The sequence below is a fragment of the Herminiimonas arsenitoxidans genome (assembly GCF_900130075.1).
GTDB classification, from domain to species: Bacteria; Pseudomonadota; Gammaproteobacteria; order Burkholderiales; family Burkholderiaceae_D; genus Oxalicibacterium; species Oxalicibacterium arsenitoxidans.
Map to the genome: position 1 here is coordinate 3,661,364 of NZ_LT671418.1, position 14,924 is coordinate 3,676,287.

Genomic DNA, 14,924 nt, shown 5'->3' on the forward strand with positions numbered 1-14,924 from the left:
GAGTCAGGCAATTATTTACGACGCAGCTTAGCTATCGCTAAGCGCGTATCAGTGCGACATCAGGCAGCGTTACTGGCGATAGCTGTGCGTTGCGGCATGGTTGGTGTGCTCACTAGACGCAGTTTTTCTGGTGCCGTTCGAGAAGTAGATATCTCCACAGCTTGCCGTTCGAGTTTGAAAATGCTGACCACCTGCATCAGTTGATCGGCCTGATCCTGTAGCGATTGCGCAGCGGCGGCGGATTGTTCTACCAGTGCAGCATTTTGCTGTGTGCCTTCATCAATCTGCGTGATGGCTTGTCCGACTTGTTCTATACCCGCACTTTGTTCCTGGCTGGCGCTACTGATCTCGGCGACGATCTCGGTGACGCGCCCCACGCTGGCAACGACTTCATTCATGGTAAGACCGGCTTGCTGTACCAGCTTGCTGCCGTTGTCGACTTTTGCGACTGAGTCATCAATTAGTGCTTTGATTTCTTTGGCCGCCGCCGCGCTGCGCTGTGCCAGGCTGCGTACTTCAGATGCCACTACCGCAAAACCGCGTCCTTGCTCGCCGGCGCGTGCAGCTTCGACCGCGGCGTTGAGCGCCAGAATATTCGTCTGGAAGGCAATGCTGTCGATGACGCCGGTAATGTCGACAATCTTTTTCGATGAGGCATTGATTGCTGCCATCGTATCGACAACCTGATTGACGACGCTACCGCCTTGTCGCGCTACATTCGAGGCGGAGACAGCAAGCTGATTGGCTTGTTGTGCATTATCTGCATTCTGCTTCACGGTCGAGGTCAGCTCTTCCATTGCGGATGCGGTTTCTTCTAGTGAACTGGCCTGTTGTTCTGTACGCGACGATAGGTCGATATTGCCACTGGCGATTTCGCTGGAGGCGCTGGCGATGGTTCCGGTGCCGCTGCGTACCTGCGTGACGATGCGGTGTAGATTGTCGTTCATGGTTTTCAATGCGGCCATCAACTGACCGACCTCGTTGGTCGTCTTGACGAGCACCGTGCCACTCAGATCACCTTCAGCCACGCGTCGGGCGACGCCGACTGCTGTATTGAGTGGTCGGGTGATGCTGCGCGTCACCCACCAGCCCACTGCAATCGACAGCAGCAGAGTGATACCGGCCAATATATTGATGATCGTACGTGCTTGCCCGGAGTCACCGCTGGCAGCGTTGCCAGCTGCACTCATCAAGCCACCTTGATAGTCGAACATCGCATCCAGTGCGATAAAGTATTTGACCTGTACCGGCATGAAGACATTATCCAGATAGGCTTGGGCTTCTGCTGTCTTGCCATCTTGTGCCAGTTGCAGCAGGGCGTCGCGCGCCGGGACATATTGATCGCGGGCGTTGATGGCAACGTTGATAAACCGCTTGTCTTCTTCGGTTTGTGCAATGGCCTTGATCTGGTTCAGACCTTCATTCATTTTTCTATCTGCCAGCTGCGTGTCGTCTAGCAGATTTTTTATTTTGGCCGGATCGCTGCTCAGCATGATGTCGCGCAGGTTCAAGGCTATCTTGTTGACTTGAATTTGTATGGTGTTGGCTAGCACCGTTTTGGGATAACGGTCTTTGGTGATTAGATTGATGCTGTTGTTGAGTTGTAGCAATTGGGTATTGCTGAGTACGGTAATGACGATCAGTAATGCAATCACGATGCCGAAACTGAGAGTCAACTTCTGACCTATTTTCATGTTGGCAAGCATCTTCATGGGTTTACCTTTAAGAAAGGGTGATCGCAAGCCACAGTCGCGGATGGACTGTGGCTCATAGGATGTTTTTGATTCGTCGTGGTGTTGTGTCTTACTTTGCTTGGAAGTTGCGCAAGAAATCGAGCAGGATTTGGCCGGATACTTCAGCATCATCTGCTGTCATGGTTTCCAGAGGGTTATGACTAATACCACCGTTGCCGCAACGGGTGAAGAGCATGGCGACATCGGTCATTTTGGAGATCGCCATGGCATCGTGACCGGCACCGGATGCAAGCTTGAATGGCTGTACGCCAGCGCGTTCTGTTGCTTCTGATAATTGTTGCATCAGCCATGGTGCGCATGGTGCGGCCGGCGCGGAAACTGTTTGTTCTGCCTTGTATTCGATATTGCGTCGTGTGCAAATGTCAGCGATTTGTTGCAATACATCGGCGACGGCGGCTTCGCGTACTGTATCAACCGCAGCGCGTATATCCAGCGACAGTACACAGCGGCCGGGGATGACGTTGGTTGATCCGTTTGGCACCTGCAATTGGCCGACCGTGCCAACCAGCGATGCGCTTTGATGTTGGGCGCAGCGTTGTTCAACGTAGAGAATGATTTCAGCAGCGGCAGCGGCAGCATCCTTGCGCATAGTCATAGGCGTGGTGCCGGCATGACTGGCGACGCCTTGCAACTCAATCAGGTAACGCGAACTACCTGCGATGGAGGTGACGATGCCGACCGGCAAGCCATGTTGCAGCAGCACCGGCCCTTGTTCGATATGTACTTCGACATAGCCGAGCACATCGCTTGCATCGCGGGCAATCGATGGAATCGTGTTGACGTCATGTCCGGCTTGCGTGATCACGTCGCGCATGCTGATGCCGTCACGGTCTGTAATATCGAGTAGAGACAGATCGAACTGGCCAATCACGGCATTGCTACCGAGGAAAGTGCTTTTGAAGCGTACGCCTTCTTCTTCTGCAAATCCGATCACTTCAAAATGAAATGGCAGTGTCTCGCCGCGCTCATGCAAGTGTTTGACGACGGCTATCGGTAACAAGATACCTTCGCGACCATCATATTTACCGGCGTTACGCACGGTATCGTAATGCGAGCCGGTGATCAAAGTCTTGGCTGCCGGATCGGTAGACAAGTAACGGCCAACCACGTTACCGACGGCGTCGATGTGCGCGTACATGCCGGCTTCGCGCATCCAGTTCGCCAGTTGTTCAGCAGTACGTTTATGGGTAGGCGTCATGTATGTGCAAGTGAGACCATTTTCGTCTTCACTCCAGTCACCGATTTCTTCGGCCCATGCCATCACGGCATTGCCTAATGTCGGAACATGACCGAGCAAATCGTTGATGCGCATTTCTGCGATGCGTCCGATTTGTCGCAGCGCTTCTTGTAACTCATCTTCAGGATGGTTTCTGAGGCGACGTGTAAATGTGGCGATGATCGCTTTGCGCGTCAGTCCTTTACCAGTTGCTCCTTTGACTGCGAGGATGAAAGGGAAGCCGAATCTGGCGTTGTAGTTGGCATTGAGTTGTTGCAGCGCTGTAAATTCTTCCTGGCTGCATAAATGCAAACCAGCCTGGGCTTGTTCGCCAGTTGATTCTGCTGTCAGCTCGCCTGCAATCGCTGCCTTGCCTGCCAATTCCGGGTGAGCCAGGATCAGACCGAGCTGTTCCTCGCGGCTGGCATGCGCAACGACTTCCTGCATGGCTTGCTTGAGTGCTGTGATGTTGCGTAGCGGACGTTGTGCTGCGGTTCTTTCCGGTATCCAGGGAGAGTGCTCATAGATGCCGTGCAGAGTGTCCACGAAGGTTTTCGTGTCGCAGTTATTCAAATGTTCCAGAGTCGTCATGTTCTTATCGGCAGCTTAGGTCTGACCGATCCTTGTCTTGTATGCTGAGCGAGTGAGTCCCGCCGTTGGCCGCCGTGAAAATGGCGTATGGGCAGAGCGGCATTTTTCGGAAAAAGTGCCGTTGATCATCGGAGTAATGGCTATGCTTGGGTCGCGAGTTTTGCTATCGCGTATCTTTTATCCACTGGATGGCTATTGCTTTCCATGGCTGTCTCCTGAATGTTTTAATTTACTCTGCATCGCTTTTTAAGCTGCAGGTTTGTGAGTCGATACTAAAGTAAATTGCACAGCACGATATATGGAATAGCAAATAGTCGAATTCTAGATTCGGATATAAAGGGAAGGCCGGGAAGCCTTACTTTGTCATGCTTTTGGCGGCAGCGCTGACTTGCGCTCTGAGCCATTTATGTTCGGTAGCCTGATGCACGCGTTCATGCCACAACAGGTAAAAACGTAATGGCGGAAATTTGATCGGTACCGTATAACTTTTGAGCCCTAGCGTCTTTTCGTAAAAGCGTGCGAATTGCTGACCTGCAGTCAATACCAGATCCGTTTGCGCCACCATATAAGGCAGCATGCGGAAATGGGCTGACTCCACCACAACATTGCGTTGCAGATTTTGTTTTTCCAGAAAAGAATCGATCGTGCCGTGATAGCCGGGCAGAATTTGTGACGGTGCTGCATGCGGCAAGCTCAGATAATCTTCTATCGTCATATCTTCAGCACTGGTGCGTCGCGCGTAGGCACAATCGGAGCGCATCAAGCAGACAATAGGATCATCGAACAGTTTAGACAGGTGCAGGTGCTCGGGCATTTCATCCCAGTTGGCGATCACCAGATCAAGCTCGCCATCTGACAGCAATCGCACGTAATCTGTTTCCGGTCCGAGCGCATGAATGACGATGTGGCTTTTTGGCGACTCGCGACGCAGACGGGCAATCACTTCCGTAAAGAATTGCGTATTCATGTAATCGGGTGCGGCGATGTGAAAGGTGCGCGCTTCTTCTTGCGGCACGAAGGCCGTCTTCGGAATGAACAGATGTTCTGCTTCATCGAGTATGCGTTTGGCCGACTTCATCAGGCTCTCGCCATGCTGGGTCGGGACCATGCCGCGCGCTCCACGTACCAATAAAGGATCGCCAGTCAGCTCACGCAATTTGCGCAAGGACGCTGAAATGGATGGTTGTGGACGATTCAATTTCAATGCCACGCGCGAGACATTCTTTTCGCACAGCAGCATATAAAGAATACGAATCAGATGGATATCGAGATGATCGGGCAGCCTGGACATTCGTTGTCTCCGGTAGGTGATTGCACGCAGGCAAACATTCGGGATAAATCAAATACCGAATGTCCCACATTTCGAACTCATTGTTGTATATCAAATTCTATATGTCAAATATAAGAGATCAGCAATGTATTAAGTGGCTGGGACGTTTATCGTTCCAATAGTCTGGTTGCAAGCAGGTATATAAATCTGTGTGGCTGGATGTTGTGAAGATCATAAGGTCGCAGCGGCATGTTCGGTAGCGGGAAGGTGTGGCGTAATACGCTGCTACCAGTCTCGTTACTGACAGATACGACCAATTCGGGACGCATAGTCCTGCTCATTTGCAGAGCGCGCAGTGGCGGATGAGAATCAAACGTGGGGAAGACATGGAAGCATTATTCGTATCGTACGGCGTCGAGTGGCTCAATCTGCTGGTGCGCTGGTTTCACTTGATTACCGGCATCGCCTGGATCGGCGCGTCGTTTTATTTTGTCTGGCTCGATAACTCTATCCGTCCTCCCAAGCCAGGCAGCGACTTGGCCAAGAAGGGTGTCTCTGGCGAATTGTGGGCTGTGCATGGTGGCGGTTTTTATAATCCGCAAAAATATCTGGTTGCACCGCAAGAGTTACCGGAAGAATTGCACTGGTTTAAATGGGAAGCGTATGCAACCTGGCTCAGCGGTTTTGCCATGTTGTTTATCGTCTACTACTTCAATGCATCAGCCATGATGATAGACAAGTCAGTCGCTGATTTGTCTTCCTGGCAGGCTATCGGCGTCGGTCTTGGCACCTTGCTAGTTGGTTGGGTTGTCTATGATTTGCTGTGTCGTTCGCCCTTGGGCAAGCGCGAAGGTTTGCTCGGCATCGTCATGTTCGTGTTTATTGTCGGTGCAACGTATGTGCTGACTCATTTGTTGAGCGGTCGTGCTGCTTACATTCATGTCGGTGCGATGATCGGTACGATCATGGTTGGTAATGTGTTGATGGTGATTATTCCTGGACAGCGCAAACTGGTCGAAGCGATGAAAGCTGGAAAATCGCCAGATCCCATCTATGGCAAACGCGGCAAGCAACGTAGTGTGCACAATAACTATTTCACGCTGCCGGTGTTGTTCATCATGATCAGCAATCATTACGCGATGACATACACGCATGCTTATAGCTGGCTGGTGTTGGCAGCGATCATGGCAGCGGGCGTACTGATTCGTCACTTCTTTAATCTGCGTCATGCCGGCAAAGTATCGTTGGCTTATCCGATTGCAGGTGTGTTGTTATTGGTGGCAGTTGCCATTGCGATTGCACCGCGTCCGATACCGAAACCCGCAGTAGCTGCTGTGACAGCTCCAGCAGTCGCGGCTACAGCAACGACCGCGGCAGTAGCTAGCCCTGTAGCAGTGGCAGCTACGACGACAAGTGATTTTGAGCATGTGCAAAACGTCATTATGCAGCGCTGTGCCAGTTGTCATTCAGCTCAGCCGACGCAAGCAGGATTTGCTACAGCTCCTGCTGGCATGATGTTGCAAACGCCAGAATTGATACGCCAGCATGCGACCAAGGTTTATCAGCGTGTTGTGCAAACCAAGGACATGCCATTAGGGAATATGACGCACATGACAGATGAAGAGCGTGCCTTGATTGGGACATGGTTCGAGTCTGGAGCGAAATAAAAAGCGCAAGAAGTTGCTCGCCTAGCCGATACTGAAAACATCATAAAAAATATAACGAGGAAACATATGACCACAATCACGATAGACGGCTTCACCCTGACAGCAGAGCAGGTAATTCAAGTTGCGCGCGCACAGAACGGTAGTTACGCCCAGGTTGCGTTGGCTGCTACTTCCCGCGCTGCCCTCAAAGAAAGCCGCGACTACATCGAATCGACCTGGATGCACGACGAAGCACCGATGATGTACAGCTTCAACACCGGTGTAGGTTTGCTGAAAGACACCCGCATCAAGGTTGAACATATCGAATTGTTCCAGACCCAATTGATCAAGGCGCATTGCGCCGGCATCGGTGAACCGTTCTCGGAAGAAGTCAGCCGCGCCACCATGCTCTTGCGTGCCAATGCCTTCGCCAGCAATTACTCGGCACCACGGGTAGAAGTGGTTGATCGCCTGTTGGCCTTCATCAATGCAGGTATCCATCCCATCATGCCGCAAAAGGGTTCAGTTGGCGCTTCCGGCGATTTGGCCCCATTGTCCTATCTGGCCGCAGCCATTGCCGGTTTCGACGAAGCAGAAGTGATGTACCAAGGTCAGCGCATGAGTGCACCACAAGCCATTACCAAATCCGGTGTAGGCCCAGTCAAGTTCGACCTGAAAGCTAAGGATGCATCCGCCCTGATCAACGGTTGTACCGCCTCGCTGGCAGTTGCTGTTCTGGTCGCACGGGACGCCCGTAATTTGCTGAGCGACGCCTGCCTGTCACTCGGTTTGACCTTGGAAGCCATGCGTGCAGAAATGGCCGCCTTCGATCACCGCATCCAGCAAGCCCGTCCACACGCCGGTCAAATCAAGACCGCCGCCATCATCCGCAAATTGCTGACGGGTTCCACCCGCACCACGCATGAAGCACGTGCCGTACAGTTCCCGGAAGAGTCACGCCGTACAGATATTCCCTACAGCGCCCGTATTCAAGACGTCTATTCATTGCGCTGCTCACCACAAGTCTACGGCCCGGTCTTCGATGCACTGGACTACATCGACAACATCATTGACAAGGAAATCAACTCCGCTACCGACAATCCACTGATCTTTGGCAAAGAAGGTGGTGGCTTTGAAATCATTTCCGGCGGTAACTTCCATGGCCAATACCTCGCACAAGCGATGGATTTGCTGGCGATGGCCATTACCGATCTAGGCAGCATCTGCGAACGCCGTGTGGCACGTCTGATCGATCCAACCTTGTCATGGGGCTTGCCACGTAACTTGATGAGTGGTGTCCGCGGCGTCAACACTGGCTATCCGGTGGTGCAATGTTCCTTGAGTTCACTGGTGATGGAAAACCGTACGCTGTGCATGCCGGGCAGCGTGGACAGCATTCCGGCCAAAGGCAATAGCGAGGATCATGTCTCGAACTCGACCTGGTGCGCACGCAAGGCAGCGACGGTCGTCACCAATACGCAATACATCATCGGTGTGGAGATGTTGCTGGCAGCGCAAGCGCTGACGATGACGGAAGATTTATTGCCGGGCTTTGTGCTGGGACAAGGGACGCAGGCAGCGTATGACGAGATCCGCCAGCAGATTCCGGCTTGTCTGGACGGTGATCGCTGGTTCCACAACGATATCCAGATGGCGCATTCCTTTGTAACCAGTGGATCGGTGCGTGAGGCGGTGGTCAAGCAGATTGGTGAATTTGTCTGATTGTAGTTAGAAGGCGGAGCGATCATATCGATCGCTTTGTTTGCCGCCGAATATAAAAAAGAGCCACGTTATCGTGGCTCTTTTTTATTGTCTTTAACATCTAAAAATCAAACGAAACATCATTTATTCATGCACGAATCTAAATAAAAAACGCGCAACTTGTATAAACAAGCTGCGCGTTTGAAATGGGATTAGCTTGTTTGTATCAAGCTATTGAACCATCAGAAGCGATGGCGCAGACCCAAGGCCAAACTGTTACCTACGGATTGCTCGGTAATCTTGTCGTACATATAGATCGCATACAGATCAGTGCGTTTCGACAGGTTGTAGTCGTAACCAACTGATGCGGTATTGCGTTTGAGTGCAGAGCCGATTGCCAGGCCATCACGCTTGGTATTAGCCCATGAAGCGAGTATCGCACCTTGGCCCAGCGGGATGCTGGTACCGAGTTGCAGAGTCTTGTCCTTGAAGTCTATGTCATGCGCAGTTTGGTTGTAGGTGGCAAACAGCTTGGCCACAGTGAAGTCGTAGCTACCACCGACAAACCATGCTGTTTGGCGTGCTGCTGTCATGCCGCTTAGCAGTGGAACATTGGTCGCGGGTTGAACATTGTTCTGCGATTGCTCCAGAGGATTGTTGACTTTCACCTTTTGGTAGAACGCAGTCAGTGCCAGTGGACCATTGAAGTACAAGACGTTGGCACCGACGTTGTTTTTACCTGACTTGCCTGCTACTTCACCAAACTGGTAATGGAAGTTGGCTTTCAGGCCGCCGATATCTGGCGTGGTATAGATGATTTCATTACTCCAACCGGTGTCGCCGGCTATCGTGTTGGTCCAGCCGGATGCATTGAACCAAGGTACATCCATGTGCAAGATCAGTGGCGACAGTTGGAATGAGTCGCCGAACGGATTGAACAAAATCGATGGCAAGAAGTTGGGCGCTAAATCGCGACCGAGAGAAATCGCACCAAAGTTTCCAACCAAGCCGACGTTGGCATCGCGGGAGAAGAATGTTTCATTGCCGTTGAAGCGGCCGGAAGCGCCGGTGTCAGCACGGAAGAAGGAAGTCAGATTGAATTTGGCTTTGAGTCCGCCACCGAGATCTTCGGTGCCTTTGAAGCCGAACCATGATGTGGTCAAGCCGCCGCTGTTGACGCTGTTGGTACGTCCTGTGTCGCCGCTGTATTTCATCGAACCGACATAGTTATCGACCAGACCCGTTACTTCGACTGATGATTGTGCCATTGCCGGCAGCGCGACCGCTGCGCTGATGGCAATAACGAGTTGTAGTTTTTTGAACTTGTTTTTAGCTGGGTACATCCCTGTCTCCTGATTTTTATATATAGAAAATATACTTCTGGTCACCTTCATCTGAAGAAACACACGTCTGTGTCTGAACAGCTATCCGTGGAACCGCCACGCCGGTACAAAAAACTTGAGAAATTAGATGGAAAACGGATGGGTAGCGCGCCAATGGTTGGCGATATCAATACGACGCGTTATCCACACCTGATCATGTGCTTGCACGTAATCCAGAAAGCGGGCCAGAGCTGCCGCACGTCCAGGTCGACCGATTAGACGGCAATGCAGACCGACCGACAGCATCTTCGGCTGGTTCAATCCTTGTGGATCACCTTCGCGGTACAAGACGTCGAACGCATCTTTCAAATAGTCGAAAAATTGCGCGCCAGAGTTGAAGCCTTGCAGTGCGGCGAAGCGCATGTCGTTGGTATCTAGCGTGTAAGGAACGATCAGTTGTGGCGTCGTGACCGGCTTGCCGTTTGCATCGTGATGGGCAACTTGCTCCCAGTACGGCAGGTCGTCGGCATAGCTGTCTGCGTCATAGGTAAAACCACCTTGTTCCATTACCAGTCTGCGCGTGTTGGGAGAATCTCGACCGGTGTACCAACCCAGCGGCGCACTACCAGTCAGTTCGCGAATGATGGAAACAGCTTCGGCTATATGTTTGCGTTCGGTTGCTTCATCGATGTTTTGATAGCTGATCCAGCGCAAACCATGCGCCGCGATTTCATGACCGAGTTCACGGAAGGCGGCGACGGCTTCAGGATTGCGTTGCAAGGCGCGGGCTACGCCGAAAATGGTCAACGGTATCTTGCGTTCTTCAAACATGCGTAGCAGTCGCCACAGACCGGCACGGGAACCGTATTCATAAAGCGATTCCATACTCATGTGGCGCGCCGGGAAACTTTGTGCGCCTATGATTTCGGAAAGAAAGGTTTCTGAACCGGCATCGCCGTCGAGTACAGAGTTTTCTGCGCCTTCTTCGTAATTCAGGACAAATTGCAAAGCGATGCGGGAGTGTCCAGGCCATAGGGCATGCGGCGGCTTGCGGCCGTAACCGATTAGATCGCGGGGGTAAGATTGCTTGCTCATGTCTCCAGCCTTTGTCGTGATGACGCGTGATGCGGCTTTATGTGTATTTGCATTGAATTATGTCTGCTGAAGTGATGATTGATATAAGGTGAATCGTATATAGATCAAAGGTTAGCGGTATATGATCTGCGCCAGAGACCAAGAGTAATGCGGCACTGAAAAATAGGGGGAATGATGGGAAAACTAAGTACACATGTGTTGGATATTACGCAGGGAAAACCTGGTGCAGGCGTCAAAGTAGCGCTGTATGCCGTCAACGATACTGGCAAGAAACTACTCAAGAACGCGACTACCAATCAGGATGGTCGCTGCGATACGCCCTTGTTGCAAGGCGATGAAATGCAGGCTGGGCGCTATGAACTGGTATTTGCCGCCGGCGATTATTTTGCCGGGCAGGGGGTGGATTTGCCATCGCCGAGATTTGTTGATGAAGTTGTGCTGGCCTTCGGCATTGCAGATGCAACGCAGAATTATCACGTACCTTTGGTGGTGTCGCCCTGGTCATATTCGACTTACCGAGGTAGCTGAATATCTCGCTTAGCCACGGTGATAACAACAACGCCCCTACTTACGTAAGTAAATAGGGGCGTTTTTCTAAGTGCAGCTCGTCATTCAAAGCCGGTTAGACGCGGCTTTACGGTTAGTCCACCAGACAATGCCTGCAGTAACAAGCAACAACAATGTGGCTGTCGCCATAACAGCTACGAATGCACCATCGAATGAAGTGCGAGCAGCAGCATTGACCATCTGCGCCATATCCGGCGTCAGGTCTTTACTCACGATGAGCGCTTCATCCAGACTGTCCCAGGTGATGTCTGGCAAGGCCATGCTGTCGGGTAATACCAGTCGGCTTGCATACACCAGGGACAAGATGCTGCCCATGAGCGTGACACCGACGACACTACCCAATTCGTAAGAAACTTCCTCGATAGACGCGGCCATACCGGCACGGTCAGTAGGCGCGCTTTGCATAATCGTGCTGGATGCCGCCGTCATGGCCGCACCGATACCAGCGCCGAGCACGATCAAGCATGCGATCTGTATGGCAGTTGCTGCATCATGCAGAAACAAATATGCACCCATGCCCAGTCCAGATATCAGCAGTGAAAGCGACAAGACAAAAGCACTACCCAGACGCGGCAATATACGCCCCGTCAGTGGGCCGGCCGCGAAGGCTGCAAGCGAGAGCGGGAGTATGAAAATACCCGCTTCCAGCGGTGACATGTCGAGCACTAATTGCAAACGCTGAGTAAATACCAGCTCCATCCCCAAGAGTGCAGCAGCAGAGACGATTGCTGCGGCTACGGAGGATGAAAACATCGTATTTCTGAAAAGAGAAAAGTCGATGAGCGGATGCAAACTACGCTGCTGGCGTCTCACGAAAATGGCGAGAAATACGATACCGATCAACAGCGCAACAACAGCGATTGCCCAGGAAGGTTCACGCTTGCCGATTTCCTTGAGGGCATACGTTACGCCGACCAGGCCAGCCATGATCTGCAAGGAGCCTACAAAATCCCAAGGACGTGTCTTGTTCGCTTGTCCTTTCGGTATATACATCCATGCCAACGGTATTGCCACCAGTACGATAGGCACGTTGATGAGGAATACAGAACCCCACCAGAAGTATTCAAGCAACAGTCCACCGACGACAGGTCCCAGCGCGGCACCGCCAAATGCGACTGCTGCCCAGATACCAATCGCGACAGAGCGTTCGTTTTCATCGGTAAAGGTTAAGCGAATGATGGATAGCGTTGCCGGCATCATCATTGCTGCACCAACAGCCAGTAGTGCACGCGATGCAATCAATGCGCCGGATGTTGGTGAATAGGCCGCGCACAAAGAGGCGATACAGAAGATCACAAGGCCAGCAATAAACAGAGACTTGTGTCCCAGCCTGTCGCCCAGCGTCCCCATTCCCAATAACAGTCCGGAAACGATCAAGGCATAAATGTTGACGATCCACAGCTTGGCAGAAGCCGATGCAGACAGATCGGCTGTCAGACGTGGCAGTGCCGTATACAGCACCGTCATATCGACGACGATCAGCAGTAGCGCGATGGAAACGATGGCCAATACCAGCCACCGACTGGAGGAAGGGATGGCAGGAGAGTGTGTCAGTGCGTGCTTATTCATGGCTGAGCTCCTTCATCATCACGACGGATACGGTTTGAAAACCATGCGTCTTGAAAAACCGATGGGCGGCATGATTCTCTACGCCGCTTTCAAGGAACAGGCGTTTGATGCCGCGTGCCAGCATTTGCTGTTCTACCCATACGATCAATTGATGGCCTAGACCTGCACCGCGATAGTCCGGGTGCACGATCAGATCGTCCAGCGAGGCATAAGGAGTGGACGCATCTTGATTGCCAATAGAAACAAGCGCCATCCCGGCGATCACGCCGTCGATGTCTGCAACCGCGATCAAGCTGTCTGCACTTGATGGGTTTTGTGCGAGGGTTATTTTGAACTCTTCACGTAGCGTTGCAGCAAGATCGCCACGCCAGCGGGTAGGCGTTTCTGCACGCGGGCCTTGCAGCTCCGAGTGTGAGATGTATTCTGTGCGTGCATTCATCACGAAGAGCTGGGTAAGCGCCTCGATCTTTGCCGCGTCTGTACACCAGCTTATGGTGACAGTTTTTGGAGAAATGGATTTTTGGTTCATGACTATTTTGGTTCTAAAAAGAGCCTATTTGTTGTGTAACGGTGACTATCATCCATCAATATTAGATTTGGACAAAGTTAAGTACCATCTATAAAATAGATGGATGGAATGGACTATTGATCGTATGAAGCAATTTGTCGCGACTGCAGAGGCAGGATCTATCTCTGCGGCTGCGCGTCGCTTGGGTAAAGCGCAATCCGCTGTCAGTACAGCGATAGGCTTGCTGGAAGCAGATCTTGGCTTCGAGTTATTTGATCGCTCCCGACGCAATGTGCAACTGACGCCAGCCGGCGAAGTGATGCTGCTGGAAGCGCGGGAGTTATTACGCCAGGCGGAAGGATTGGATCAGCGCGCGTTATCACTCGCGGCAGGACAGCAGGCCAAGCTGTCATTGGCATTGGATGAGGCCTTGCCTTATCTTGCTGTCGGTGCGCTGGTAAAGGAAATATCCGAACATTTCCCCTCACTAGAATTAACCCTGCTTAACGGAACCGCAACCGAGGTTGCCGAGTATGTGGAAAAGCAGCGCGCAAGCGTAGCCTTTCATTTCGACCGCGGGCCAAGTTCGCTCTCATTTGCGCAAAAGCATATTGGCAGCGTGCCGCAAGGAATCTTTGTTGGGCGAGGGCATCCGCTCACAAAAATCAAAAAAATTACACAAAGAGATCTCGCCAAGCATCGCCAATTGTTGATGCACATGGATGACTTTTCCGATCCTGCACTCAGTCCTTCTGTTTGGCACTCAGATAGTTTTTACAGTATTGCCGGCATGGCAGCCGATAGAATCGGCTGGGCCATACTTCCCTTGAATATTGCCGAGTACGAAGAATATCGATTGCAGTTACAAGAGCTTCCTTGTGAGGAATTTACGCTGCCGGTACTGTCGGTCCGCATGCTTTGGTTGCAAGGACATCGACCGGACGCCACAACACAGTGGGTGCAAAAACGTTTGGCAGAATTGCTGCATACTGTGCTTTGAATTTATATCGCCAGCATGTGTCTATGCCTTGCGTATCAAATTTCCAACATGTAACAAGTGAGTTAATGAGGCATCAATTAATCGATAGAATTTGTCGATAGTTGGCGTGTTATTGAATAGTCGTTATGTTCGCTCCGGTAAGCAGTGAGCCGGTCAAAACAAATCGCTGAATTTTTTGAATGAATCCATTTCAGGAGAATAACGATGTCGATCGATAAAGTCCTTTACCGTGCTCACGCAACTGCAACTGGCGGTCGTGATGGTCGTGCTGTCTCATCCGATGGCGTGTTGGATGTCAAGCTGGGCACACCGAAAGAACTCGGTGGCGCAGGCGGTGCAGTTACCAATCCGGAGCAACTATTCGCCGCTGGTTATTCCGCCTGTTTTCTCGGGGCAATGAAATTTGTCTCTGCACGTGAAAAAATCACATTTCCACAAGATGCAACCGTGCAAGGCAATGTCGGCATCGGTCAAATTCCAACCGGCTTTGGTATTGAAGTTGAGCTGGAGATATCACTTCCCGGCCTGGACCGAAAAGTAGCAGAAGCATTGATTGAAAAAGCGCACGTTGTTTGCCCATATTCAAACGCAACTCGCGGCAATATCGACGTCACCTTGACTTTGGTCTGATCAAAAGCACGCTCCTACTTACATGCGTAAGTAGGAGCGTGCTTTAAGCGCGAGT

The 14,924-nt window shown here is 51.7% G+C and carries 12 protein-coding genes; 5 read left to right on the top strand and 7 right to left on the bottom strand.

Annotated features, from left to right (window positions below):
- Positions 1–59 precede the first annotated feature (59 nt).
- From BQ6873_RS17330 to BQ6873_RS17340, 3 genes are all read right to left on the bottom strand, one after another.
- The gene (locus BQ6873_RS17330; protein ID WP_076593774.1) at positions 60–1,712 is read right to left on the bottom strand and encodes a methyl-accepting chemotaxis protein; all 1,653 of its coding nucleotides are present in this window, start codon (positions 1,710–1,712) and stop codon (positions 60–62) included.
- A gap of 91 nt (positions 1,713–1,803) precedes the next feature.
- Entirely contained in the window at positions 1,804–3,561 is a 1,758-nt protein-coding gene (locus BQ6873_RS17335; protein WP_076593775.1) for an allantoate amidohydrolase, read from the bottom strand.
- A gap of 355 nt (positions 3,562–3,916) precedes the next feature.
- Complete coding sequence (locus tag BQ6873_RS17340) at positions 3,917–4,852, bottom strand: LysR substrate-binding domain-containing protein (protein WP_076593776.1); 936 nt, start codon at positions 4,850–4,852, stop codon at positions 3,917–3,919.
- Between the two features lie 365 nt (positions 4,853–5,217).
- Here BQ6873_RS17340 and BQ6873_RS17345 point away from each other — a divergent pair, with 365 nt between their 5' ends.
- Both BQ6873_RS17345 and BQ6873_RS17350 read left to right on the top strand, forming a co-directional pair.
- Positions 5,218–6,498: a urate hydroxylase PuuD gene (locus BQ6873_RS17345; RefSeq protein WP_076593777.1), complete on the top strand. Its 1,281-nt coding sequence runs from the start codon at positions 5,218–5,220 to the stop codon at positions 6,496–6,498.
- A gap of 66 nt (positions 6,499–6,564) precedes the next feature.
- A complete protein-coding gene (locus BQ6873_RS17350) occupies positions 6,565–8,199 on the top strand; it encodes an HAL/PAL/TAL family ammonia-lyase (RefSeq protein ID WP_076593778.1) in 1,635 nt (544 codons plus the stop codon).
- 221 nt (positions 8,200–8,420) lie between these two features.
- Here BQ6873_RS17350 and BQ6873_RS17355 read toward each other — a convergent pair whose 3' ends face one another.
- Both BQ6873_RS17355 and puuE read right to left on the bottom strand, forming a co-directional pair.
- The gene (locus tag BQ6873_RS17355; protein WP_076593779.1) at positions 8,421–9,521 is read right to left on the bottom strand and encodes a porin; all 1,101 of its coding nucleotides are present in this window, start codon (positions 9,519–9,521) and stop codon (positions 8,421–8,423) included.
- A gap of 123 nt (positions 9,522–9,644) precedes the next feature.
- Positions 9,645–10,595, bottom strand: coding sequence for an allantoinase PuuE (gene puuE, locus BQ6873_RS17360; RefSeq protein WP_076593780.1), 951 nt, complete (start codon positions 10,593–10,595; stop codon positions 9,645–9,647).
- Between the two features lie 174 nt (positions 10,596–10,769).
- On the opposite strand from puuE, the gene uraH reads away from it, so the two are divergent.
- The gene (gene uraH, locus BQ6873_RS17365) at positions 10,770–11,123 is read left to right on the top strand and encodes a hydroxyisourate hydrolase (RefSeq protein ID WP_076594206.1); all 354 of its coding nucleotides are present in this window, start codon (positions 10,770–10,772) and stop codon (positions 11,121–11,123) included.
- An 84-nt stretch (positions 11,124–11,207) separates the two neighbouring features.
- Here the strand turns inward: uraH and BQ6873_RS17370 are convergent, their stop codons facing one another.
- Both BQ6873_RS17370 and BQ6873_RS17375 read right to left on the bottom strand, forming a co-directional pair.
- Positions 11,208–12,731, bottom strand: coding sequence for an MFS transporter (locus BQ6873_RS17370; RefSeq protein ID WP_083664505.1), 1,524 nt, complete (start codon positions 12,729–12,731; stop codon positions 11,208–11,210).
- Positions 12,724–13,260: a GNAT family N-acetyltransferase gene (locus BQ6873_RS17375; protein ID WP_083664506.1), complete on the bottom strand. Its 537-nt coding sequence runs from the start codon at positions 13,258–13,260 to the stop codon at positions 12,724–12,726. The genes BQ6873_RS17370 and BQ6873_RS17375 overlap by 8 nt, the downstream gene beginning before the upstream one ends.
- Positions 13,261–13,363: 103 nt before the next feature.
- Here BQ6873_RS17375 and BQ6873_RS17380 point away from each other — a divergent pair, with 103 nt between their 5' ends.
- Positions 13,364–14,239 carry a LysR family transcriptional regulator gene (locus BQ6873_RS17380; RefSeq protein WP_076593782.1) on the top strand — a complete coding sequence of 292 codons (876 nt, stop codon included), beginning with the start codon at positions 13,364–13,366 and terminating at the stop codon, positions 14,237–14,239.
- Positions 14,240–14,443: 204 nt separating this feature from the next.
- On the top strand, positions 14,444–14,869 hold the full coding sequence (locus BQ6873_RS17385) for an organic hydroperoxide resistance protein (protein ID WP_076593783.1): 426 nt from the start codon (positions 14,444–14,446) through the stop codon (positions 14,867–14,869).
- The last annotated feature ends 55 nt before the right edge of the window (positions 14,870–14,924 follow it).

Excerpts from the sequence above, each read along its gene's own strand:
- BQ6873_RS17330 (WP_076593774.1), bottom strand. The coding sequence starts at position 1,712 with ATGAAGATGCTTGCCAACATGAAAATAGGTCAGAAGTTGACTCTCAGT.
- BQ6873_RS17335 (WP_076593775.1), bottom strand. The coding sequence starts at position 3,561 with ATGACGACTCTGGAACATTTGAATAACTGCGACACGAAAACCTTCGTG.
- BQ6873_RS17340 (WP_076593776.1), bottom strand. The coding sequence starts at position 4,852 with ATGTCCAGGCTGCCCGATCATCTCGATATCCATCTGATTCGTATTCTT.
- BQ6873_RS17345 (WP_076593777.1), top strand. The coding sequence starts at position 5,218 with ATGGAAGCATTATTCGTATCGTACGGCGTCGAGTGGCTCAATCTGCTG.
- BQ6873_RS17350 (WP_076593778.1), top strand. The coding sequence starts at position 6,565 with ATGACCACAATCACGATAGACGGCTTCACCCTGACAGCAGAGCAGGTA.
- BQ6873_RS17355 (WP_076593779.1), bottom strand. The coding sequence starts at position 9,521 with ATGTACCCAGCTAAAAACAAGTTCAAAAAACTACAACTCGTTATTGCC.
- puuE (WP_076593780.1), bottom strand. The coding sequence starts at position 10,595 with ATGAGCAAGCAATCTTACCCCCGCGATCTAATCGGTTACGGCCGCAAG.
- uraH (WP_076594206.1), top strand. The coding sequence starts at position 10,770 with ATGGGAAAACTAAGTACACATGTGTTGGATATTACGCAGGGAAAACCT.
- BQ6873_RS17370 (WP_083664505.1), bottom strand. The coding sequence starts at position 12,731 with ATGAATAAGCACGCACTGACACACTCTCCTGCCATCCCTTCCTCCAGT.
- BQ6873_RS17375 (WP_083664506.1), bottom strand. The coding sequence starts at position 13,260 with ATGAACCAAAAATCCATTTCTCCAAAAACTGTCACCATAAGCTGGTGT.
- BQ6873_RS17380 (WP_076593782.1), top strand. The coding sequence starts at position 13,364 with ATGGAATGGACTATTGATCGTATGAAGCAATTTGTCGCGACTGCAGAG.
- BQ6873_RS17385 (WP_076593783.1), top strand. The coding sequence starts at position 14,444 with ATGTCGATCGATAAAGTCCTTTACCGTGCTCACGCAACTGCAACTGGC.